Source organism: Microcoleus sp. PH2017_28_MFU_U_A (assembly GCF_020738035.1).
Taxonomy (GTDB): Bacteria; Cyanobacteriota; Cyanobacteriia; order Cyanobacteriales; family Microcoleaceae; genus Microcoleus.
The window spans coordinates 37,151-60,522 of record NZ_JAEQCX010000034.1 but is presented as its reverse complement, the minus strand read 5'-3'; the positions used below and the strand labels follow the sequence as shown (position 1 = coordinate 60,522).

Below are 23,372 nucleotides of genomic sequence, written 5' to 3'. Positions count from 1 at the left end.
TAAAGGGTAATTGAGAAAAAGGTAATTGGTAATGGGGAAAAAGGTAAGCGATAGTTCCTTTCCTATAGGCTGCCTGAGGCTTCTGTCCGGTAAAGACGCTCTCCGTGTGTGCTCTCAGGGCGATCGTATCAGAATTTGGCATAACTCATATTTAGGAGAACCGCTATAAGTAGCGAGTGATAAGTTGCGAGTTATAAATTTGATTGGCGATTCAAGCCTCTACTCTACTCGCAACTCACAACTTATCAACTTATGGGAGCATCTCAGTTTGGAGTTTGTAGTGCTGTCCCCGCTCGCTTGCTGTTAAAACCAAGCGAGCTCTTAAGCTCGCACTACAACAAAAAAAGCTTTTTGCCAAAATGAGATGATCCCCAACTTATCGCTATTCTTCTACTGGCAAAGTCGAAATTGTGCTAATTCAGCAGGAAGTTTTGAAGCATTAGGTACGGTAGCAGAGGCAGGAACGAAGATTCCCATACCAAAACTGCAACCCTCTTCCTTCGTACATTCGCCAGGCTTGGCAGTGATTTGATATTCCCCTTGGGATGGCGGAGTAAAAGAGATTGATACCAGTTCGCCCGTCTTTTGACTCGTACCGATTTCTTGGCCAGTGTTGACATCCTTGAGGGTTAGGTTTAAATCCTGGCAATTTCCGTCGCAAGTGGCTACAAAAACATACTCAATATCTGGATGCAGCGTTGCTCTAAAAGGAGATGAAACTTGTTTGCGAACAGTGCCTATCAATGGCCAAAACACCAATTTTTGACCGTTGCTTGAACGCTGGTCAACTTCTGTTTTCAAGCGACAAGTAACAGTTTTTTGCTCGTTGGTTAGTTCTTGAGCAATAGCATTTCCTACGATTGCAGTACCCAACAGCAGTGCAATCCCGGAGATAGTCAGATGTTTGATATTCATTGATGTCCCCTCAAACTAATTTCTGGGTGATTGCAATAGACCGCTTTTCGTGGCAGTCTATTGATTTATCTGGAGCCTATCACATTTGTTGACTTTTCCCAAAAAAAAGTCGCCTAAAAATGCGATCGAACTGGGTACATCTGGGTTTTGCATTTGTAGTGCTGTCGGGAGCACAGCAAAGCTTTGTAAAGCACGCTCTTCGAGGACAGCACTGTAAAAAAAATGCTTTTTGCGAAAGTGAGATGCTCCCCTCGAACTCATGTCTGACCTTGGATGAATCTGCCGTCATATCGTTTCCGGTTGCATCGGAATGATTTAACCGCAGAGAACACAGAGAACACAGAGGGAGATAAGAGAGATGAATACAGGACGATGAAGGGCGGATTTGATATCAGCTATTGCCCAAATTCCACAGATTGCGGACACTACGAGCAGAACCTCATCCTCGTTGTATTGTACTAAATTAGGATGCTCCGCATCGGTGTCTAGAAACCTGGTTTCTCAAATGTCTGATAAAGCTTCGCAGATACCACATCAACAACATAATTTTGCTGATGTCAATATACACATAGGTTGATTTTTTGCGATCGCCTTTTTCAAAAAATTTGGGTACACCGAAACCTGTATTGCTAAGCTTTTGAAGTTTGATTGAGTACATCATTTACCCTATAATACCAAATCCGGGTTATTTATCCCCGTTATAAGTGGTAGGGTGCGTCGCTATCAGAGATCTCTCAATAGCAACGAGAGTTGTTCGTGGCGACGCACCCTATATTTACTTCCTTAGGATAGCGAATTAAATAATTTACAATTTTAATTATTATTGTGGGATGGGCGTCCCGCCCGTCCAAAAAGGGCGGGCGGGACGCCCATCCCACAAACTTGTGGAAGTTATAAGTGGTAGGGTGCGTCGCTATGAGATCTCTCAATAGCAACGAGAGTTGTTCGTGGCGACGCACCCTACATTTACTTCCTTCTTCCTTCTTCCTTCTTCCTTCTTCCTTCTTCCTTCATTTATCGCTGTGCCGAAAATCCCAAGCTGGCACAAACTTAGAATCTCCCCAAATACCGCGGCGATTTTTCTTGGCTTCGGCTTCCGCTTGTTGCACAACAGTTGCACTCGGACAGTTTTTTAAGTATGGAGTGTAAACCATTGCTAATCCTTCGCGCAGCAAAACTTCTTGAGCAAATGTGCCATTTGGCAAGCGAACTTCGCTAACTTTACGGCCATAGCGGTCAGTATCAGTGACTGTCAAAACGACGCGACCGCCCCCTTCTTTGACGAGTTGCTGCATTCTTTGCTCGGCTAGATTCCCCCACTTAAACTGATTTTTATATGCTGCTTTTTTGCTATTTTTTTCGGCGTTAGTGTGAGCAATTTCTGGTGCATCTACGCAGGCAAAACGCACTTTAATATCTTTGCCGGCGGCATCGCTGGCGACAAGAGTATCGCCGTCGCTGACTCGTTTGACAGCATAATTGTTGGGCGGTAGCTTTTGCGGACAGCCGGAGAGTAGGAAAAGCAGAGCAACTGCGCTCAAGCTGGTGATTGTAGGCGAAAGGGAGATTTTATTTTGTGTCATGGTTTTCTTTTTTTTATTTAGTTTCCATCCAATTTTGCCCCGCGTGGATATCAACTATCAGGGGTACGCTAAGCGGCAGAGCACTTTCCATCGCCGTTCTAATTTTGGGCTGCAATTCTTCCCATTCATCGGGAGGTACTTCAAATATTAATTCATCGTGAACTTGCAGCAGCAGCCGCGCCTGATAGTTTTGCAAAATTTTGTCTACCTCAATCATGGCAAGTTTAATGATATCAGCACTTGAGCCTTGAATGGGAGCGTTTGCTGCGGCGCGCAAAGATTGGGCGTCATCTCTGCTTAAGCGCGCCAGTTGTTCGGAGTGAATGTCTTCGGGATTGCTGCCTTTTAAGCGCTGGAGGCTGCCATTTTTGTCGAAGTTGAGATAGCGGCGGCGGCCGAGTATTGTGGTAACGTAGCCTAGGGCGATCGCCTCTTTTTTTACTTTTTCCAAGAATTCAAAGACTTTACTGTAACGCTGGTTGAATCGTTCAATAAACTTTTTACCGTCTGCTGAAGATTTGCCCATCGAACGACCAAACTTGATCGCCCCCATACCATAAATTACCCCAAAATTAATCGTTTTCCCAAACCGCCGTTCATCCGGCGTGACATCCTCCTTTTCAAACAGCAGTTGAGCCGTCAGAGTATGCACATCTCGGTTATTGTTGTAAGCTTCGATTAACACAGGTTCTTGACTCAAATGAGCCAAAATTCGCAGTTCAATTTGAGAATAGTCAGCCGACACCATCAGCCAACCAGACTCAGGTAAGAAAGCCTTGCGAATTTGCCGCGAAAACTCGGTGCGGATCGGAATATTTTGTAAATTGGGATTGGAAGAAGAAAGTCGGCCCGTACCCGTTGCAGCTTGGTTGAAATCTGTATGCACTCGCCCGGTATCTGCACGCACCAACTGCGGCAAAGCATCGACGTAAGTTGATTTTAATTTGGATAATGTTCGGTGTTCTAATAAATCGTCTACAATCGGGTGGTCTCCTTGCAATTTATCCAAAACAGCGGCGTCTGTAGAGTATCCCGTTTTGGTTTTGCGAGACTTTTTCTGAAACTGTTCGGGGATTTTTTCTAACAAGATTTCGCTGAGTTGTTTCGGTGAACCTAAATTAAACTTTCTTCCCGCAGCCTCATAGGTATTTTCTTCGAGTTTGGCTAATTTTATTTCTAGCTCTTGGGATAAGGTATTGAGATAAGCTGAATCAATGCGAATTCCGCAGTATTCCATTTCAGCTAAAACAGGTTCGAGGGGCTGTTCTACTTCCAGCAGCAATCGATGCAGAGAATTTTCAGATGGCGCATTTTTATCCGCTTTATCCAATTCGGCTCTAAGTTTACCTACTAATTGAAATGTAGTGTGAACATCCATGCCGCAGTAGCCAGCTACTTTCGGAATGCTGATGTCAGCAATTGTTTTGCCTTTAGGTACTAATTGATTGTAACTTTTGGGATTATGGCGTAAGTATTCCCTTAATGGTTCGCTGACACTGTGATTTTCTTCTGAATCGACTAAGTATTTCTTTGACAATTCGCTGAGACTGTGGCTGGTTTCTGGGTTGAGTACGTAACTGGCTAGCATGGTGTCGAAGACGACGGCGGCGAGTTTGATTCCTTGACAGCGCAATATTAGGCGATCGAATTTAGCATTTTGCAGCGCCTTGGGATAATTCTCGCTTTCCAAAATCGGACGCAAAGCATTTAAAACCGTGGCTTTGTCCAAGTTTGTGCCGGTTTTGTGTCCCGTGGGAATGTAAGCTAAATCTTGTTCTCCGGTTCCCCAACAGCAGCCAATTCCGACTAATTCGGCATCTCGCGGTTCTAAGGCGGTGGTTTCGGTATCCCACGCCACGGGCGAGGCTTTATCGGTGTGGGTTTGTAGGAGTTGGACTAATTCGTTTAACTGTTCGGTTGTTTGAATGATTCGCGGTTTAATTGGTAGTTGGTTTGCTTGTTGAGCGGCTAGGGTTTCTTTAAGACTGTAGAAAGCTAATGCTTCATCTTCAGATGAATTGATTGTGGGGTGGGCATCTTGCCCGCCCGAAGCAACAGGCAAGATGCCTGTTCCACTGTCTGAGGAATTGATTGTGGGGTGGGCATCTTGCCCGCCCGAAGCAACAGGCAAGATGCCTGTTCCACTGTCTGAGGAATTGATTGTGGGTTGGGCATCTTGCCCGCCCAAAGAAACAGGCAAGATGCCTGTTCCACTGTCCGCCAATGGCTCTTCTGTGCCGCCAAAACGCTTTTGAATTTGTTTGACTTTGGTTAAAAATGTTTTAAATTCTAACTTTTCCAGCATCGGAATCAATGCTGCTTCGTCAAAACCTTTAAGCTGACAATCTTCTAAGTTGATTTCTAAGGGAACTTCTTGAATAATTGTCGCCATGCGCTGAGAATGATAGGCAGCTTCTTTCCCTTCTTCCAACTTTTTCTTAGTTGCGCCTTTAATCTCGTCGATCGCAGCATAGATGCCGTCGAGGGAATTGTAAGCTTCCAACAATTGCAGGGCGGTTTTGTCGCCGATGCCTTTGACTCCGGGAATGTTGTCGGATTTGTCGCCGCAGAGGGCTTTGTAATCTATTACTTGTGCTGGTATAATTCCGAGTTTTTCTTTGACTGCTTCCGGGCCGTATTCTTGGGATTTGCCTTTGCCCGATCGCCTGAGTTCATCCGTGCTCAAGTACAATACGCTGATGTGTTTCTCGGTTTCTACTAATTGAAACAAATCTCGATCGCCCGTCAGGATTTTCACCGCATAACCCGCGGCGCTGGCTTTGTTCGCCAAAGTTCCCAAAACATCGTCGGCTTCGTAGCCCGGAGCGGTGACTGCTGGTAAATTGAGATAGCCCAGGAGTTCTTGCAGGTTTTTGAGATCGGGGATAAAATCTTCGGGGGTTTCGGCACGACCGGCTTTGTAGGTTTCGTCTGCTTCGTGGCGAAAAGTGGGCGTGGCGAGGTCAAAGGCGATCGCCATGTACTGGGGATCGTGGGCGGCCATGACTTCCAGCAGCGACTTGAGAAAGCCAAAACAGACGCTGGTGGGAATGCCTGTGGTAGTTCGCAAGCCTCCGTCTCGACTTTTGGCAAAGGCGAAGTAGGAACGAAAGGCCAGGGAGTGGCCGTCAACTAGGATGAAGGTGGGAGGTTGATTTTCCGACACTGACACAGATGGCGATCGCCCGAAACTATTTTTCCATTCTACCCAGTTGTCATACCTTTTTTAAAACCGAACGCAACGTTAAAAAAGCTCGAAACCCTTATATCATAACTACTTTCCAAATCTAAAATCTCAAATCCAAAATCTCAAATCTCAAATCGCTCGATCGGCTTAATGTGCAGCTTGGCTGAGAATGGTAGAAGATAGTGAACGAATCTGGCGGTCAACTGGGTACAGTTAGACCGCAGGCTTCTTTTTCCTTTTTTTCAAAGGCTTTTTATAGTGAGGTAGTTCCACCCCCACTTGACTAATATAGTATCAGAGTATTTCCTCTTCATCAAGGGGTGTACAAGAATAATTGTCGGCTTCCGTTCCTCCATCCGACGAGCCTTTCATCAAGCGCGGTAATTCATTCGGGGGTACTTCGCGCAGCAATTGAGATTCATCCCCCTCTGAATATACCCTTAGACTTCCCGGCTGGTAGTTAAGTACGATCGCAAATTTACCAGAAAGAATTAATTGAAAGTCTCTCGCTTTGAGGGAGAAATTAAAATCAGACTATTCATTACTCCAATCCTCGGAGTTAAGCGGTTGAGGTAGCTCTCAAACTGTCAACTGTCAACTGTCAACTGTCAACTGTTGAACAACACCAGCCGATCGAAGCTTATGGGTGACATTAATCGATGCTACGAAATCCTCGAAATAGAGCCTGGAACTTCCCCAGAAGAAATTAAGCGCGCTTACAGGGATTTAGCCTTTGTGTGGCATCCCGATCGGTTTGCACACAACGATCGCCTGCAACAAAAAGCCCAACAAAGATTAACAGAAATCAATCAAGCTTACGACGAGTTGGTGTTATTTCTCAGTCAGCCTCCACCTCCGGCGATCGACAAACCATCTCAGCAGCCACCGCAACCATCACCACCAGAAAAGCCGCCCGAAAAGCCGCTGAGAAGGCGATCGGCAAAATCAGCCCGCAAGCCCGGTTCCCAGCGCACTCAAAGCCGGCAAAAAAAAGCCGCATCCCACAAAATTTCCACTCCAAACAACCCGAAAAACAAGAAACGATTTACAACTCAAAATCGCCAAACGTGGGGGGGGAAAAAGCCATCGGGGCCCACCGTGGCGAGGGAAGCGCGGCCATCTCAAAAATATGCCTACCTTACCCCGAACCGGAAAAAAGAATTTCCGACTCCATACTCACAACCGCGGCTATCTCAAAAATATTCCATCTTCCCTTGGGGGCCGTTGGCGATCGCAGTTGGGAGTTACGCTGTGACAGGCTACATTTTGACGAAATTTGACGCCCCAATGTGGATGTTGACTTTAATCTGGGGTGCGGATTGGTTGTGGGCCGCGATTTTGCTGGCGGAGGGTTCGGCAACGCCTAGAGTGTGGCTGGCGGCGTTAGTTTTGGCTGGGACGGTGGGGGGGTCGATCGCCGGTTTTCAGGCGGGAGGAATCGCAACAGGGGCTGCTTGGGCGCTAGTTGGGGCTGGTTTGGGGGCGATCGCCAGTTCAGAGGCCCAGTCCCGGGCCGTGGCTGTAGTTTTGGCAGCAGCGGGAGTGCTGACAGTGGTGGGATTGATGGCTGGAACGGGTTCCGGTAATTGGCTGAAGGTGTTAGTGGAGGCGGTTTGTTGGGGGATTGTGGGCTTGATGTGCGGGCTGGCGGCGGAACTAGGCGTACATTCTGGTGGCCCCGTCGGGCTTGGAGGTGCGATCGGGCTCTTGATTGGTGCGTGGGCGGGGGCTTTGGCTGGGCCGGGTTCGGGGGATTTCGCCCAAGCCTTGGCTATCGCGGGCTCTAAGGCTGTTTATGGGGCTTGGGCTGCGATCGGGATTATTGCGGGAGTTGTGGCGCGGATGGTAGCTGGGGAAAGGTCGATCGGCAATGGCGGGCTTTACACATTTATCCTGTTAGTGGCTACTTCTGGTTTCGGGTTGTGGCTGGGAAATTGGCTGGTTGGGCGAATCTTTTAAATTAGTAAGTTGTCAGTTGGTAGGGGCCCGGCCTTGAGTGCCCGCCCTCTTAGTCATTAGTCATTAGTCATTGCGGAAAATTACCAGAAAGAATTGGTTAAAAGCCCCAACCCCGATCGGGAGAAATTAAAATTATACCAATTAAAAAAAAGCAACAGTATTCTTGTCCCCCCCTTTACAAGGGGGGGCTAGGGGGGGTCAAGCGTATTGCACAATTTTATAAAAATGGTATTAGACTATTCATTACTCCAATCCTCGGACTTAAAGGTAAAGATCGCTATCAAACAGTCAACTGTCAACTGTCAACTGTCAACTGTCAACTGTTGAACAATCCCCCATGCCCCATGCCCAATTCCCAATGCCTAAAAATTCCAGCACTTATCGCTTTTGAGCAGCACTTCAAACTCAGCCTTTGGCAAAGCCTGACTGAAAAAATGACCTTGAATTTCGTCGCAATCGTGTGCACACAAAAAAGAAAGTTCCCGCTGATTTTCTACCCCCTCAGCAATCACAGTCATATTCATGGAGTGCGCCATTTGAATAATCGCTATTGTAATCGCAGCATTTTGGCGATCGTCAGCAATATCGCGAATAAAACTCTTATCAATTTTGAGCGCATCAAACGGCAAGCGTTTCGGATAACTCAAAGAAGAATATCCCGTGCCAAAATCATCAATTGCTATCCTAATCCCCATATCTCTCCACACAGTAAAAGCTTGAGCTGCTGCCGCTTCATCTTGCAAAACTAAACCTTCCGTCAATTCTAATTCCAGACATTTAGGATCTAGATGAGTTTCTCTTAATATCTGGCTGACTCTCTCGGTCAAATTTTTGCGATCGAACTGGCGGGCTGATACGTTGACTGCTACCCGCAGCGGAGGCAAACCCTCTGTTTGCCAAGCTTTAGTTTGCCTGCAAGCCGTCTCTAACACCCATTCGCCCAGCGGTGCAATCAAGCCCATCTCTTCAGCCATGGGAATAAATTCCGCAGGGGAAACTCTGCCCCTTTTTGGATGGTTCCAGCGCACCAAAGCTTCAGCACCAATAATTTTTCCGGTTTTAATTTCTATTTGTGGCTCATAGTAAACTTCAAATTCCGAGCGTTTTAAAGCATTACGCAGGCAAGTCTCTTGAGTAAATTTATTGATATAATTATTCGCAACTTTTGCCGTATAAAACTGATACTTGTTGCCACCTTTTTCCTGAGAATTGTACATAGCTGTATAAGCATTTTTTAGCAGTTCTTCTCCATCGTTGCCGTCGCCAGGAGACAAAGAAATGCCCATACTTGCCGTGACATAGAGTTCCGAGCCTTTGACAATCATAGCTTGGGCTACAATATCTAAAATGTTTCGAGCAATCTTGGCAGCATCCTGTTTTTCGGCAACTGGTTCGAGAACAATTGCAAATTCGGCAGATTCCAAACGAGCCACAATATTAATCTTCTCCGTGCAGTTGCTCAACCGCTCAGCAACTTTGCAAAGTACGTAGTCGCCGATATCGTGCCCCAAGGTACTGTTAATCCGGTTAATTCTATCTAAACTAAGAATGACAACGGGAATCATTTCGGGCAATTCTTTTTGCTTGTCTAATAGCAGATTTAGCTGCTCTCGTAACAGCGAACGATTTGGCAAGTTTGTCAAGCAGTCATGCTGATGTCGGTGGAGAGCTATTTGAATAGTTGTGTGCAAGTTTTTTTCTTCAAATGGTTTCACAATATAGCCGAAAGGTTTCGTTGCATTGACGCGCCGTAAAGTGTTTTCGTCCGCATAAGCTGTCAAATAAACTACCGGAATCTGAAAGCGCGATCGAATTTCTTCTGCTGCTGTAATTCCGTCGATTTCTCCTTGGAGGTTAACATCCATCAAAACTAAATCTGGTCTGAATTCGGCTGCGGATTCAATCGCTTCTTCTCCGGAATACACAATACCTGTTATGCTATACCCTCTAGATATTAAACTGTCGGAAATGTCTTCCGCAATGATGCTTTCGTCCTCAACTATCAGAATTTTTTTATTTGACATTAAGTTGTCTCCTTAAAGTGCTATTTTGCTTGGAAAATGTTATTTTAAAATTCGTGCCAGCCGTTTCTAACAGTTCTATTTTACCCCGAATTTGCTTGACCAAAGACCCGACCAGTCGCAAACCCAATGTTCGGGCATTTCGATAATCTAAGTCTGGAGGGAAACCAATTCCACTGTCGCTCACAGCTAGCACGCAAACCCGGTTATTATCTAAAGTAAAATCTATTTTTATTTTACCTTGAGTTTGTCCTGTAAAAGCATACTTGAGCGAGTTTGTCACAAGCTCGTTGATAATTAACCCGCAAGGAACTGCCGTATCAATATTCATAGAACACGGCGCAATATTTGTTTGCAACTTCACGCCTTCTGTATCAATTTCATAAGCTTGGAATAAATTGTGGGCAAGATTTTGGATGTATTCAGCAAAATCAATGTTTGACAAGTCTTTGGATTGATACAATTGTTCGTGCACCATGGCCATCGATCTGACTCGGTTTTGACTTTCTTTTAACATTTCACTAACGCGACTGTCTTGGATGTAGCGGGACTGAAGTTTGAGCAAACTCGAAATAACTTGAAGGTTGTTTTTGACGCGATGGTGAATTTCCTTGAGGAGGACTTCTTTTTCTGCGAGGGATGCTTTGATGCGATCTTCGTCGCGCTTGCGATCTGTAATGTCCCGCACTACTGCTTGAATTATTTTTCTACCGTTAATTTCCATTGCATTTAACAGCACTTCTGCGGGAAATTCTGAATCGTCTAGCCGTTTGTGCACCCAGTCAAAGCGACAGCTACCTGTTTGCATTGCTGCGGATATTTTTTGTGTTGCTAGACTGCACGAGTCTTGTCCGTTAGGCTGAAATTCCGGGGAGAATTCGCTAGGTTTCTTGCCGTAAAACTGTTCTTGATTGCTGCAACCAAAAATTGCTAGGGTGGCGAGGTTGCAGTCAAAAAAATTGTCTTCTTCGATCAGCATTACTGCGTCGCTGGTGGCTTCGTAAAGGCTCCGAAATTTGCATTCAGACTCTTGCAAAGAAACGATTAATTGGCTTTTTTGAGCTTCGGCGCGCTTGCGCTCGGTAATGTCTATTCCTACGGAAACTGCTGCGGTTCCTTGATGATATTTTTGAGCTACTATTAAATAATTGCAGGCTAAGCCGTTAATTTCTATATCTATTTCTTGGGAGGTTTGCTGACATGAACTGTGAAAAAAGTTTCGGATCAGTTGTCCAAAAGTTGAGCCTTTGTCGAGAAAGTTGATTTCTTCCCCGACAAAACTTTCAGGAGACCGTTTGAACGAGGTTGCTAAGTGCTGGTTGACTCCAATATACCGCAAATCTGAACTGACCCAAGAAATCAGTCCGGGCACGGCATCCAAGACGGCGCGAAGTTGGTCTGTAGCTTCTTGGAGTGCTTCTTCGGAGCGCTTGCGATCGCTAATATCTGTCGCCGTTCCGCACAGGCCTAAAATAGCGCCGTTTTCAGCTTGGTTGACGATGCTGTTGACGCGCAGGTGGACGGCGGTACCGTCTTTGCGGATGTGTACTATTTCGTAAGGCAAATTAGGGGTTTGTGGCTGAAGGCTGGTTCTTGCTAAGAGTTGGGCAAATATTTCTATTTGTCTGGCTTTTTCTTCTTTAATCAAAAAATCTGCAAAGCGACGACCGATCATTTCTAGGGGTTCGTAACCGTAGATCCTTTTGGCGGCGGAATTGACAAAAGTCAAGATGCCTTGAATGTCGATCGACCAAATCAACTCTTGGGAGGTTTCTACGAGGTTGCGGTACTTTTTTTCGCTTTCGGCTAGTGCTGCATTCGAGACTGCCGTTTGCAGAGTAAGTTTGTCTTCTAATTCTTGATTTGAAAGAGAGAGAGTTGTCATGGCTCGCTCGCGCTCGGTAATATCAGTAGAAACACCGACAGCCCCGACAACTTCGCCGTTTGCGTCTTGCAGCGGTGCCGATCGAATTTCGTGAATAAAATCCCCCTGTTGGGCATTCCAAGTGCGATCGTTTCCTGCTAGTACCTGGGCAATATTTTCTAAGATATCTGGCTGGCTGTAAACTGCAAAAATCGACTGCCCGAGGGTCTCAGCCGGTTCGAGCCCCAAATTTTCCAATCCTTTGCCTGCTGCAAGGGTTAACCTGCCGTCTTTGTCGGTTGCCCACAGGAAAACTGGAGCACAACTGACAGCGGCGTGCAGGGTTTGGTTGTCTTGTTTCAGGCGATCGATTTCTGCCTGAAGCCGATCGCGCGTGTTGCCTAATTCTACCGTTAGTCGATCGGCTTTTTCCTGCCAACTGGCAGTAGTACCGCAGATTTCTGTGGCATTGCTGGAAGCATAGATGGATTGGTTGCAGTGTGACATGGTTACTCAGGGAAGCACTGTTATATTTAACCCCTGCCTATCTTTTAAGCATAAACTTTTTCAATCAAATATTACAGTTCGTTGCGATACTCATCTGAGGAAGATTCGATAATTTCAAGCTAGTGTCAAGGATTCATAAATCGTGGCTTGCCCGGTTGTGTGGCGACTATTCAGAAATTGACAACAAGCTGAATAATGGTTGCGAATCGATACTTTTACCCTAAGTATGTGTAGTAGTGCAAAAAGAAGTTTCGCAATCCTCGGCTTGCACAAGACCTAGAATTATAAAGTTATTATATTTGCTTGCGTATATTTACGCACCTAGGAATCGGAAATCGCGAATTTTGAAATATAACCACCGGGCCCGACGGTTAGGAAGTTCTCGCATTGCACTTGCCCCATGCCGTCGATTGTCGATTGCCCCTTCCCTCTTCGTCATTTCCTCTTGCTTTTTCCAAGGGCCACATCTGTGTTTTGCTTTTACACGGTGTTTTGGTGTGCGGGACACTCGCTATATGTATATCAGCTTTGGTGTGCCGGGACGCTCTGGGAAGAGTAACAAACGGTTTTTACTGTTCCCAGAGATGTTATATCGTTTCCGGTTGCATCGGAATTATTTAACCGCAGAGAACACAGAGAACACAGAGGGAGATAAGAAAGATGAATACAGGACGATGAAGGGCGGATTTGATATTGCCCTTCCTTCTGACTTCTGCGTTATTTCTTATTCCTTCTGCGTTCAATTAATTCCCCAAGATTTGATAGTTTTGTCTAAACTGCCGCTGATAATAGTTTCGCCATCGCTGCTAAAAGTAAGACAATTGACAGAGCTTTGATGTCCGGTGAGAGTGTGAATGTGTTCGCCGGTGCGGGCATTCCATAATTTGAGATTGCCGTCGGCGCTAGCACTGACAACTGTGCGCCCATCGGGACTAAAGACGATCGCATTTATCGAGTTAAAATGCCCGGCCAAAGTTATTGGACTATCCGGATGCGATAGCTGGCGCAGTTGAATGTTTCTGTCCCAGCCGCCAGCAGCCAAAGTCTGCCCGTCTCGACTGAAAGCTAGACAATTGGCATAACCTTTAATTGTTTGGGAGCATTCTCGGCTGCCGAGGTTCCAGAGTTTAATGGTACCATCAGAACTGCTGCTAGCGAGAGTTTGTGCGATCGGGCTAAAAGCCAAACTCGCAATTCCTCCTTTATGAGCTCCCCAAGTTAAATGACTGCCAAAAGTACAAATTAACTTTCCGCTCTCTAAATCCCAAATTTTGATTGTAGTATCTGCCGAACCCGTGGCGATAACTCGACTGTCGGGACTGATGACAATTGCCGTAATTTCTCCTTCGTGTCCGAGGGAAGTATGCAGCAATTCTCCTCCCTGCCAAATTTCGATCGCGCGGTGTTTCGGAAGATTTCTGCTCCTGACAAAAACTTCGGTTTCTTGGCAAAGAACAAAAGTTTCTTGAGCGCGGGGATACTTGTCTACAGTATAGAGTATTTCTCCTGTCTCTAAATCGCAAATTCTAATTATTTTGCTGTGCAAACTCGCCGTGCGAGATCCTCCGGGACTAATCGCTACATTTGTCCCAGTTTTCACAGTGCGGATGCAGTCAAACAACTGGTAAGGCACGAATTCTGTTAAAGCTTGGCGGACAAAAGGTTCTGTCCTTTGTCGCAAAACTGAATAAGCAACTCGCTGCACTTCTGGTGCGGGATCTAGCAGGGCTGCAATTGCTAAATTCAAACCGGCGTCTCCGTATTTAGGAGCATCTTTAACGGCGGCCATGCGTGGCTCGACACTAGGACTGTGCAAGCGCTGCTTGACTCCGGCGATGCCTCCCAAAACGGCGGCGGCGATCGGGATTTGACTTTGACCGCCGAGGACGGCATCATATTCTCTGGGTTGGTTAGAATTGTCGGAAATCATACTATTTTAGATTTTAGATTGTAGATTTTAGATTGGGAAATTGGGGAATTGGTAATTAACTGGCGAGACACGAAAGTTGACAATCGGTAGAGCGATTTAAAACTTAAATTTTGGCAAGGGCATGACGCTGGGTACCAAGCTGCCAGAAACCGGGTTTAATTGCAGGCGCAAAAAAAGCAAAACCCGCAATATTTCGTAAATATCGGGTTAAATAGCGTAAGTCCTAACTTATTGACTGTTGCTATTTATGTTATTATAATCAAATCAGCGTTTCACACAAAAATCCGAAAGTGATATGTCACACTTCACAACGATCAAGGTTCAGATCAAAAACGGCGAACTGCTGCATCAAGTGTTGGAAGAGTTGGGTTATCAAGTAGAGTGCAATGTGCAGGTGCGGGGTTATCATGGCGAGAAAACTAATGCCGAGTACGTGATTCGGCAGTCCAACGGTTACGATTTGGGTTTTCGGCGCAGCGGAGAGGATTATGAATTGGTGGCGGATTTTTGGGGCGCTCGCATTAACCAGCAGGATTTTGTTAATTCAATCAGTCAGAAATACGCGCGCAAAAGTTTGATGGCGGCGGTGGAGTCTGAGGGTTTTAATGTGGAAGAAGAGGAAACTTTGGCGGATGGAACGGTGAGGGTTGTTGTGGGTAGATGGGTTTAAGAATCGCTCTTTCTGAACTCGTTTTTATATACTCAGGACTTACGCAGAATCGGATTCAAAATCAGATTTCTTCGTAAGTCTTAGTACCAAGAATAGAATTACCATGAAATGCGATCGCCCTGAACAACAAATTCAAAAGAGTTGGGAAGCTAATGCTGACGCATGGACGCGGGCGATCGAGCAAAATTCGATCGAAAGTCGCCGCGCAGCAACGGATGAGGCTATTCTACAAGCTGTGCTGCGCTACGGGCATCGGCGAGTGCTGGATGTCGGATGCGGTGAAGGTTGGCTGGGGCGCGCCTTAGCAAAGCACGGTGTAGAGGTGGTTGGAGTTGATGCTTCCCGTGGTTTGATCGATCGCGCTCGTGAGAAAAGCAGCGGTTGTTTTCGGGCGATCGGCTACGATGAGATTATTGCCAATCCAGGGATACTCGGTCAATCCTACGATGGGATTGTCTGCAATTTTTCGCTACTCGGCGAGGAAATTGGAGATTTATTGCGATCGTTACGCCAAGCCACAGTCTCAGACGGACATTTGTTAATCCAGACAGTTCATCCATTCACAGCGTGTCAGCCACAGCCCTATGTTGACGGATGGAAAATCGAGACTTTCGACAATTTCGGCGGAGCTTTTCGAGAGCCGATGCCCTGGTATTTCCGCACAGTTAGTTCCTGGTTTCAACAAGTATCGAAATCCGGCTGGAGAGTGTGCGAATTCCAGGAACCGATACATCCACAGACGAAGATTCCTCTTTCCATGCTACTAATTTGTCAGTCACCAGACGATTGAAATCACTTCTACAGGAACAACCGATCGCCAGTCGATCGATGCTGTACGAGTTAAGATAGATGCTGCGGTTGCCGTCTCCGAAAATACTCCACCGATTGATGGCGAAACTTTTATTGCAGGGATTTTTGCGATCGTTTCCGGCAAGCGCGCGAGACTCAACAAGGCTATACTAATTGAAATGCTTGTATTATAGTTGCATTCAATTGCTGCATTTGCTGACTTCCTAACTCGCCCAATCGTCTCACGATTAATCTCTGTTCAAGGCTGACAATCCGAGTCACTCTAACTTTAGAAGATACTCTTAATCCTGTGCTAGCAAATTCTGGATCTAAAGCATTTAAAGCAAATTCATCTAAACTTAGGCTAGTGACATTTTGTGAAGAAATGAAGCAGATAGTAATTTCATCTATGGTTGAACTTGCCCACAGCACTAAAGCCGGACGTAATTTTTTCTGACTCAAATCTGTAAAGGGAAATTCAGCTAAAACAATATCTCCTTTTTTTAGCTTCACTAAATTGGCTCTCCATCTTCAAGGGTATAAATATCAGGTTCATCATCCAGAAATTGAAATGCTCCACCGCTTTGGGCTAACTGGGTTATTTCCAAAGTAGAAGGATAGGCGATGTTACTAAATAGTTTGGCTTTGATTAGCAATTGCTCCTCTTCAGAGAGTGTCTGAATGATTTGTACTAAGGATTCAATGAGTTTTGTGTTCATAGGTGAAAATATCTGGGGATACTTTATTTTACTTCAACAAGGCAACCTTCGATTGCTTCACAAAGGTTTTGCAGCAGTTCCTCGAAGGTTTCTCCCTCAGTTGCACAGCCAGGAATAGCAGGAACTTCTGCCCAGAATCCGCCTTCTTCTGCTTCGTGGATGATAATTTTGATTTTCAATTGATTCTCCTAATTTATTCTCAAAACTTATCTCTTCATTACTGTACCAAACTTTACTCGTAAGGATTCAGGTCACTGAACTCCTTGCTGGGCAAAGACTTTAGATCTGGAGCTTGATGCTAAATCAATCTCTATTCTCAAGCTTAGGACAAAAAATGACAGTTTTTCGTCCTAAGCTTGACAATCAACCACGAAAGACAAAAACCCTTATTTCCCCCTAAAACCCTTGCCAGACAAGCGTTAGAGCCGCAAGTTTTTAGACCTGAATCCTTACCTTTACTCCTCCAAGTCCACCTGCTTAACCTGCTCTAAAGGTAGATCTAGCGCTTCGGCAATTTGCTCATCGCTTAAGCCAAACTGCCGTAATTTATCAATTGTTTCAATCTTAGTTTGATTTTTGCTTTCATCCTGCGAGTCGGGAGTTTCCGGCTGACTTTCATCTGGCGTAGGAGTTGTTTGTTCGGAACCCATGTTTACACAGCCGATTATATTATTATTGCTATTAAAGCTTCGAGCACCCAAAGAAATATTTAGAGCACCTTGCCGTTCTACGACTGATTTAAGATTTTTTTTATCAACTTCTTCATCAAAGACATCAGATAACATTTGCAAAAGCTCGTAACCTACATCCTTAGCATGACCCGCTGAACAACCACAATTTTCTGCAATGTCATCATACTTTTGACGCTTCAGCGTTCCTTCAATAATTCCGCGCTGCAAGTCATTTAAATGTTTGCCTGTCTTGGCGTAGACAGCATCATCTATAAATTGAAGTATTTCTTGGAGGCGCATCATCCGGGATGTGGGAGGACATTGGTTATTATAGCCGATTTTATCCGTATTTTTCCGTCTTTTTCCGATTTAAAGCTTTACAGAATCTTTACAATAGTTCCGTCTTTTTCCGCTTTTTTCCGCTTTTAAATTTTGAGCGATGGGTTTAGAGTTATTTTATGATGTCTAAATTGAATAAATTACGACTATCTGTTTAAGCGTGTTAAATTTCACGTTCAATGATTTTGCATCTATTTAATATTCCCTAAAGCCTGAAATATTACATGACAATCATAGAAATCCAAGTATGAGAAAAAATCAAATATTATTAGCAATATGTACTATTTCATTGTTATTAATTACTTCTATTCAATCTTTTGCTCAGACATCTCATAAGATATCCGTTCCAGAAGATATTAAACCAAGTTCTGGTACTTATATGACACAACAAGCGCCCATCTTATCACTTACTCCATCACAGAATGTTTTAACACTCAATGATAGCAGTGCTGTGCAGCAAACAAAAAAAGAAACTGATTGGAGTGCCACAATCGCAACAGTAGTTTCTATGCTTGGTCTTGTTATATCTCTTGTTGTGGCTTATACATCGAATCTCAGACCAGCAAATATTCAGTTATGCTTTGGTAGACATCTCATATTTTTTCCTATTTTTATAGACATTCCAACTAATACTCAAACAATTAGAGGAGTAGGGTTCAATCTGCCGCTAACTTTCTACAATTGGAGTCCAAAGGGCGGAACTATTCAGCGGATTCGCTTAGTTATTGGGAGACAGAATCATACTGAAAAATTTTATGACATGACGTGGACTACATTTGTCAAAATTACAGAGGTCGGGAATTTTGTCAATGATAATTTAGCTCAACCAATTGCTGTAAAAGGCATTTCTTCCATAAATAAAGTAATTAGATTTGATTGGATTTCTGAAGGAAATAATTCTTTTGAGGTGCAAACTGGTAATTATGAGCTAAGGATTTATGGATGGACTAAAAACACAAAAAAGCCCAGCTTACAGTATAAAGCATCCTTGAGAATCGAAGATGAGCATTGTCAAACATTTAATAACTATGTAGCAGCTAATATAAGCCGACCTATTTGGCTATCATTGGATGAAAATGAACAGCCAAATCAGCTTCTATTAAGAAGTGGTATAGAGAGATTCTATGAATAGTAGATCTCTTTTTTATTAAGGAGTAGTTTAAATTATGACTGACAATAATAATTCAATTCGTAATGTCGGTGGAAGTGTTTACGGTGGAATGGTTATGGGAAATGTCTATCACCAGCATAGGGCTCTGGGTGAGAATGCCAGATCCGACAAGAACACTTTTGTGCAACGATCAGAACAGAAACATACTCTAGCAGAAGCTGCTGCTCAGATTCAACAACTTGTCAAGCAGTTGGAACAAACTAATCCAACCGCTACAGAGCCTGAAAAAATTGCTTACGTTAACGATGAAACTACCCCCAGTTTCAAGCGTCTTGCGGTTGGTGCATTGCAGGCTGGTGGTGAAGCTGCGATCGAAGAGTTTTTAGACAATCCTTATGTCAATGTCGGGAAGGCGATCGTTAAAGGTTGGATGAAACCAGAATAGATTGTGGTGTGCGAAGTGCGATCGCCCTTACTCAAAAAAACAAAGGGCGATCGCCTTTATTATTCGTCGCTCATCACCCTCGAATCACGTTGACGACAAACCTTTTCCTACAATCTCTCGGATTTCTGTAACAAATTCTGCTGGAGTTTGAATCATTAACCCGCTTTGTGCAGCAACTTCGGACGTAAAATCTTTGGTATTTAAGCTCAACAGGCGATCGACATTTGCCAGAACAGCCGCTGCTAAAATCGGGGTATCTTTAGCTTCAATAATAGCCGCCCACCGCGATGATTCTTCGAGGGATGGATCAGGTTGAATTTCGGGGTTGATAGTAGCTAGCAACTCTGTAAAAATTGGCAGAGATGCAGGTATTTTTTTGCGTATATTCCGATCGCATTCCTTCAAAACTTGGTCAGATATAACCAACTTTAAAAGACCTATTTCAGCCATTGTCAGCACAGCACGACTAGCTCCCGTTCGCGATCCGCATCCGGCAATTAACACGCTGGAGTCTGCAAATATCCTACGCATCAAGACTGTTTCTCCTGCCAAATCGCCTCTCTCTCCGCTTCTAAACCCGCCAATAAATCAGTCAAACCCACATTTTCATTTTCCATAATCGTTGCAATCCGATCGATTAGTTGGGGAACTTGAGGTTGTTTGGGAGCAAGCACAATCAAATTACCTATTTGGAGTAGCACCAGCATATCTCCCCGATCGACCTTGAGAGCATCTTGTAATAACTGGGGAATGGTAATTTCCCCTCCCTGTCCCAGAACAATAGGGAATTGTTGAATCTCTACATCCGTTTCTTGTGAAGTTATTGTCACGACTTTAACCTCAGCCTTTAGTGTTAAGTTTCTAAGACTCTTTATTATAGCAATTTTTGGGCATTTTTTGTCAAACTCCCCTAGAAGTTGCAATTACTACGTTGACCTGCTACCGTTAACATAGACGCATCGTAGGAAAACAACCGATGACACTAACAGAATTACTCCCTACCATTAGACAACTATCTGCGATCGACAAACGAGAGTTAATCCGCATTCTAATGGCGGAAGAGGATATCAGTGACGAACAGGTGTGGAAGGCTCAATTTGAAGCTACAACAGACGCTCAGTGGGATAGTCTAGCTGAGATAGTACGTCAGGAAATCGCTGCTGGTGACATTATTTTTAGCGATCGCTAAGCCACTCCAAAGCCCGTGTACTCGCGCACATAGGTTGCTTGAAATCCCAAGATAATATCCTCCTTTGCCACACCCATTGCCACCAACTCGTGCGCCACTCGCATCTCCGTTGTATTCTGCTGCAACCAAATCTTGCCATCCTTAATATCTAAATGCAGCACGCATCCATACACCCGCCGATGTCCATCCCAACCAACATTCGTCACTTGATAATGATCCCGCTGCGTATCAAAAATTATTTGCGATTCGATCGCACCATTGGAGATCGGAGTTGCCACATATTCAGTCAATAATGCTTGAATCGACTGACGATAATGCTCTAGCTTATCCATTGTACAATCACCTCATTCACTGGATCGTAGACAATGCGGTTAACTTGATGCCGCTCTACCGAAATTTGCAAAAACTCCCGCTGAAAAAAAGCTTCGTGCACCGCAACAGGAACTGCTAAATAAAGCTTGCGATCGGGTTCCTTAAGTTCTAATGCAAGCCGATAATTCAGAAACTGTCCTAATGCCGCATGATAATCCGTAATCGGGGAGTCACCCAAAAATGTTTTAATTTCAACGGCGATTTTTTCTCCTGCCCGTTGTGCTGCGAGTAAACGCTCTGCACCCAAATCAATCTCAAACTTTGCTCAACCGGTTTCTAGCCTCAGCGGATCGTCGGTAATCACCCAATTTTCCTTCTGAAGGGCAAGCTTAACGGCTTCATGAAAGCGATCGCGTGCTGCCATTGTTCCCTTTTGTAACTTTTAACTTTATTGTACTTCCAATCGCATCTATCTGGAAAAGCCCGATCGCCCTTCTGACTCTCAAGAGTGAGGATAGCTCATTATCTTCTCCTACGGGCGATCGCACCCGTCAAGTTCGTAGGCACAAGCTAAGGAAGTAGCCATCGCACCGATGATACAATCGAGACAGCCGTCGCGATTCCCGATTCCCACCATGACATTCATCAACCCGAAAACCGACTACGCCTTCAAAAAAATCTTCGGTTCTTCAGATAACAAAGGCATACTCATCAGCTTTCTCAACGCCATGATTTACGATGGCAATCCTACCATAGAAGACTTAGAAATTATTAATCCCAATTTGCCCCCAAAAATCACAGGGTTAAAAGATACTTACTTAGATGTGAAAGCCCGACTTGCCGATGGTACTCTCGTCATTATTGAAATGCAGGTATTAAATGTAGAGTTTTTCGGAAAGAGAGTTTTATACAACGCTGCAAAAACCTATGTTTCTCAATTACAGAAAGGACAAGGCTACGGAATGCTGCAACCTGTGATTGCACTGACACTGACTGATTTTGAGATGTTTGAAAATAGCGATCGGGTAATTTCTAGATTTGTTTACAAAGAAGAAACGACTAATCTGAGATATACCGATAATAACATGAAGCTAGTGTTTGTCGAACTTCCGAAATTTACCAAAGATTTGTCACAGTTAGAAACCCTGGTGGATAAATGGATTTATTTCATAAAATATGCTAATACGCTGACACAAATCCCAGAAACAATGGATGTCATTCCAGAGATTCATCAAGCCTTTGATATAGCAAATCAAGTTAATTTAAATCCTGACGAGCTGGACGCTATCGAACGGCAAGAAATGTTTATTTATGACCAACAAGGAGTTATAATCTATGCTGAAAAACAAGCTCGAAAAGAAGCTAAAAAAGAAGCAACACTCGCGATCGCCCGGCAGTTACTCGATCGCCTAGATGACGCAACCATAGCCCAAATAACCGGACTCAGCGTTCAGGATGTGCAGAATTTGCGATCGGAAGTTTGATGCGTCGAAAACCAGACATGACATTGTTCCCGTCCAATCTCTTAGTCCGCGCAGGCGGACTTCGTTTGTGTAGAAGCGGTTTCAACCGCCGAATAATAAACTACCTCAAAAACAACTTATAAGCCGGATTCTGACTCTCATCCCCATACTGATAGCCCAGCGTATCCAAAAAAGCCTGCCACTCCTTCATCTCATCTGGTGGTACCTGAATTCCCACCACAATTCGCCCGTAATCTGCGCCGTTATTCCGATAGTGAAAAACGCTGATATTCCAATTAGGACTCATCGAACCCACAAACTTCATCAACGCACCCGGACGTTCGGGAAATTCAAAGCGATAAAATAACTCATGATCCGCCAGCATCGAACGGCCACCCACCATATGTCGCAAGTGCAATTTCGTTAATTCATCATCAGTTAAATCCAAAGTTTTAAAGCCGCAATCTTCAAAACTCGCTGCTATTTTTACCGCATCGGCACGATTTTGAATCTGGACACCGATAAAAATATGCGCTGCTTTTTCATCCGCAATTCGATAGCTAAATTCAGTTAGATTGCGCTTACCCAAACATTCGCAAAACCTGCGGAGACTTCCCGGTTGTTCGGGAATTGTGACTGCAAAAATCGCTTCCCGACGTTCGCCAAACTCCGCTCTTTCTGCTACAAAACGCAGGCGATCGAAATTCATGTTCGCGCCGCAAGCAACCGCAATTAATGTTTCTCCTGCGACTTGTTCCCGTTCCACGTAAGCCTTCGCACCTGCGATCGCCAAAGCGCCAGCAGGTTCTAAGATCGATCGCGTATCCTCAAAAACATCCTTAATCGCCGCACAAATATCATCCGTATCCACCAAAATAATCTCATCCACATACTCCTGACAAAGCCGAAAAGTTTCCTCGCCAACTTCCCGCACCGCCACGCCGTCAGCAAATAAACCCACCTGCGACAAACGCACCCGTTTCCCAGCTTTCAGCGATTGATTCATTGCGTCGGAATCCACCGGTTCCACACCAATAATCTTAATTTCCGGGCGCAACCGCTTGATATAAGCTGCAATTCCCGAAATCAATCCACCGCCACCAATTGCTACAAAAATCGCGTGAATCGGTTTTTGATGTTGTCGCAGAATTTCCATGCCGATCGTACCCTGTCCCGCAATCACGTGCGGATCGTCAAAAGGGTGAATAAAAGTCATGCCTTTTTCGACCTCTAATTGGCGCGCAAAAGCGTAGGCATCGTCGTAGGTATCCCCATGCAAAATCACCTCTCCACCGCGCGCTATCACCGCATTTACCTTCACCTGCGGCGTCGTTACGGGCATGACGATAATCGCGCGAGTTCCCAGGTGGCGGGCGGCGAGGGCGACTCCTTGGGCGTGATTGCCGGCGGAAGCTGCGATCGCACCTTGTGCTAGCAAATCCGGCGACAGTTGCGCCATTTTGTTGTACGCGCCCCGCAGTTTGAAGGAAAAGACAGACTGCATATCTTCGCGTTTCAGCAGCAGTTTATTGTTGAGCCGCGTTGATAGATTGGGGGCTACTTCTAGGGGGGATTCTTGAGCAACATCGTAGACGCGGGCGGTGAGGATTTGTACGAGGTAATCGCAAAGCATGGGGTTAGCAGGTTTGTAGGTGCCGGATGGTGGGATAATTGTAGTGTATTTGTGTTAGTGTTTTG

Annotated in this window: 22 protein-coding genes and 1 pseudogene; 7 read left to right on the top strand and 16 right to left on the bottom strand. The window is 44.9% G+C overall.

Features of this window, described 5'->3' with window-relative positions; translation table 11 throughout:
* Window positions 1-390: 390 nt before the first annotated feature.
* From JGK14_RS06275 to polA, 3 genes are all read right to left on the bottom strand, one after another.
* Window positions 391-915, bottom strand: a complete 525-nt coding sequence (locus JGK14_RS06275; protein ID WP_293177321.1) for a hypothetical protein — start codon at window positions 913-915, stop codon at window positions 391-393.
* 1,010 nt (window positions 916-1,925) lie between these two features.
* On the bottom strand, window positions 1,926-2,498 hold the full coding sequence (locus JGK14_RS06270; protein ID WP_293190440.1) for a thermonuclease family protein: 573 nt from the start codon (window positions 2,496-2,498) through the stop codon (window positions 1,926-1,928).
* Between the two features lie 13 nt (window positions 2,499-2,511).
* Entirely contained in the window at window positions 2,512-5,664 is a 3,153-nt protein-coding gene (gene polA / locus JGK14_RS06265; protein WP_293224827.1) for a DNA polymerase I, read from the bottom strand.
* A gap of 663 nt (window positions 5,665-6,327) precedes the next feature.
* Here polA and JGK14_RS06260 point away from each other — a divergent pair.
* Window positions 6,328-7,644, top strand: a complete 1,317-nt coding sequence (locus tag JGK14_RS06260) for a J domain-containing protein (protein ID WP_293217394.1) — start codon at window positions 6,328-6,330, stop codon at window positions 7,642-7,644.
* 362 nt (window positions 7,645-8,006) lie between these two features.
* Here JGK14_RS06260 and JGK14_RS06255 read toward each other — a convergent pair whose 3' ends face one another.
* From JGK14_RS06255 to JGK14_RS06245, 3 genes are all read right to left on the bottom strand, one after another.
* The gene (locus tag JGK14_RS06255; RefSeq protein WP_293207806.1) at window positions 8,007-9,668 is read right to left on the bottom strand and encodes a putative bifunctional diguanylate cyclase/phosphodiesterase; all 1,662 of its coding nucleotides are present in this window, start codon (window positions 9,666-9,668) and stop codon (window positions 8,007-8,009) included.
* On the bottom strand, window positions 9,658-12,036 hold the full coding sequence (locus tag JGK14_RS06250) for a PAS domain S-box protein (protein WP_325314860.1): 2,379 nt from the start codon (window positions 12,034-12,036) through the stop codon (window positions 9,658-9,660). Before JGK14_RS06250 ends, JGK14_RS06255 begins: the two co-directional genes overlap by 11 nt.
* 739 nt (window positions 12,037-12,775) lie before the next feature.
* On the bottom strand, window positions 12,776-13,966 hold the full coding sequence (locus tag JGK14_RS06245; protein WP_325314859.1) for a WD40 repeat domain-containing protein: 1,191 nt from the start codon (window positions 13,964-13,966) through the stop codon (window positions 12,776-12,778).
* A gap of 295 nt (window positions 13,967-14,261) precedes the next feature.
* Here JGK14_RS06245 and JGK14_RS06240 point away from each other — a divergent pair, with 295 nt between their 5' ends.
* Together JGK14_RS06240 and JGK14_RS06235 are read left to right on the top strand one after the other, a co-directional pair.
* Window positions 14,262-14,636 carry a DUF1257 domain-containing protein gene (locus tag JGK14_RS06240; protein WP_293177300.1) on the top strand — a complete coding sequence of 125 codons (375 nt, stop codon included), beginning with the start codon at window positions 14,262-14,264 and terminating at the stop codon, window positions 14,634-14,636.
* 103 nt (window positions 14,637-14,739) lie between these two features.
* A complete protein-coding gene (locus JGK14_RS06235) occupies window positions 14,740-15,426 on the top strand; it encodes a class I SAM-dependent DNA methyltransferase (protein ID WP_293212138.1) in 687 nt (228 codons plus the stop codon).
* On the opposite strand, the gene JGK14_RS06230 is transcribed toward JGK14_RS06235, so the two are convergent.
* The 5 genes from JGK14_RS06230 to JGK14_RS06210 form a co-directional block, all read right to left on the bottom strand.
* Complete coding sequence (locus JGK14_RS06230; protein WP_293212136.1) at window positions 15,412-15,588, bottom strand: hypothetical protein; 177 nt, start codon at window positions 15,586-15,588, stop codon at window positions 15,412-15,414. The two genes, JGK14_RS06235 and JGK14_RS06230, sit on opposite strands and share 15 nt — an antisense overlap.
* A 2-nt stretch (window positions 15,589-15,590) precedes the next feature.
* The gene (locus JGK14_RS06225; RefSeq protein ID WP_293212134.1) at window positions 15,591-15,938 is read right to left on the bottom strand and encodes a type II toxin-antitoxin system PemK/MazF family toxin; all 348 of its coding nucleotides are present in this window, start codon (window positions 15,936-15,938) and stop codon (window positions 15,591-15,593) included.
* Window positions 15,938-16,144 carry a hypothetical protein gene (locus JGK14_RS06220; protein WP_293212133.1) on the bottom strand — a complete coding sequence of 69 codons (207 nt, stop codon included), beginning with the start codon at window positions 16,142-16,144 and terminating at the stop codon, window positions 15,938-15,940. Before JGK14_RS06220 ends, JGK14_RS06225 begins: the two co-directional genes overlap by 1 nt.
* A gap of 23 nt (window positions 16,145-16,167) precedes the next feature.
* Window positions 16,168-16,323, bottom strand: coding sequence for a type II toxin-antitoxin system HicB family antitoxin (locus JGK14_RS06215; RefSeq protein WP_293196854.1), 156 nt, complete (start codon window positions 16,321-16,323; stop codon window positions 16,168-16,170).
* A gap of 276 nt (window positions 16,324-16,599) precedes the next feature.
* On the bottom strand, window positions 16,600-17,118 hold the full coding sequence (locus JGK14_RS06210; RefSeq protein ID WP_325314858.1) for a hypothetical protein: 519 nt from the start codon (window positions 17,116-17,118) through the stop codon (window positions 16,600-16,602).
* A 283-nt stretch (window positions 17,119-17,401) separates the two neighbouring features.
* On the opposite strand from JGK14_RS06210, the gene JGK14_RS06205 reads away from it, so the two are divergent.
* Together JGK14_RS06205 and JGK14_RS06200 are read left to right on the top strand one after the other, a co-directional pair.
* Entirely contained in the window at window positions 17,402-18,286 is an 885-nt protein-coding gene (locus JGK14_RS06205) for a hypothetical protein (protein WP_293242057.1), read from the top strand.
* 34 nt (window positions 18,287-18,320) lie between these two features.
* Window positions 18,321-18,710 carry a hypothetical protein gene (locus tag JGK14_RS06200; RefSeq protein WP_293242054.1) on the top strand — a complete coding sequence of 130 codons (390 nt, stop codon included), beginning with the start codon at window positions 18,321-18,323 and terminating at the stop codon, window positions 18,708-18,710.
* 84 nt (window positions 18,711-18,794) lie between these two features.
* Here the strand turns inward: JGK14_RS06200 and JGK14_RS06195 are convergent, their stop codons facing one another.
* Window positions 18,795-19,241, bottom strand: coding sequence for a PIN domain-containing protein (locus JGK14_RS06195; protein ID WP_293196856.1), 447 nt, complete (start codon window positions 19,239-19,241; stop codon window positions 18,795-18,797).
* A complete protein-coding gene (locus tag JGK14_RS06190; RefSeq protein WP_293190448.1) occupies window positions 19,241-19,540 on the bottom strand; it encodes a hypothetical protein in 300 nt (99 codons plus the stop codon). Before JGK14_RS06190 ends, JGK14_RS06195 begins: the two co-directional genes overlap by 1 nt.
* 146 nt (window positions 19,541-19,686) lie before the next feature.
* Between JGK14_RS06190 and JGK14_RS06185 the strand changes: the two genes are divergently transcribed.
* The gene (locus JGK14_RS06185; RefSeq protein ID WP_293190449.1) at window positions 19,687-19,899 is read left to right on the top strand and encodes a hypothetical protein; all 213 of its coding nucleotides are present in this window, start codon (window positions 19,687-19,689) and stop codon (window positions 19,897-19,899) included.
* On the opposite strand, the gene JGK14_RS06180 is transcribed toward JGK14_RS06185, so the two are convergent.
* Window positions 19,896-20,231 (bottom strand): XisI protein, encoded by a 336-nt coding sequence (locus tag JGK14_RS06180; protein ID WP_293177271.1) that lies wholly within the window; start codon window positions 20,229-20,231, stop codon window positions 19,896-19,898. The genes JGK14_RS06185 and JGK14_RS06180 overlap by 4 nt on opposite strands.
* Window positions 20,219-20,635: pseudogene (locus JGK14_RS06175) on the bottom strand (XisH family protein). Before JGK14_RS06175 ends, JGK14_RS06180 begins: the two are co-directional and overlap by 13 nt.
* 211 nt (window positions 20,636-20,846) lie before the next feature.
* On the opposite strand from JGK14_RS06175, the gene JGK14_RS06170 reads away from it, so the two are divergent.
* Window positions 20,847-21,695 carry an Rpn family recombination-promoting nuclease/putative transposase gene (locus tag JGK14_RS06170; protein WP_293190450.1) on the top strand — a complete coding sequence of 283 codons (849 nt, stop codon included), beginning with the start codon at window positions 20,847-20,849 and terminating at the stop codon, window positions 21,693-21,695.
* Between the two features lie 100 nt (window positions 21,696-21,795).
* Here the strand turns inward: JGK14_RS06170 and ilvA are convergent, their stop codons facing one another.
* Window positions 21,796-23,343 (bottom strand): threonine ammonia-lyase, biosynthetic, encoded by a 1,548-nt coding sequence (ilvA, locus tag JGK14_RS06165; protein WP_293212142.1) that lies wholly within the window; start codon window positions 23,341-23,343, stop codon window positions 21,796-21,798.
* Window positions 23,344-23,372 lie beyond the last annotated feature (29 nt).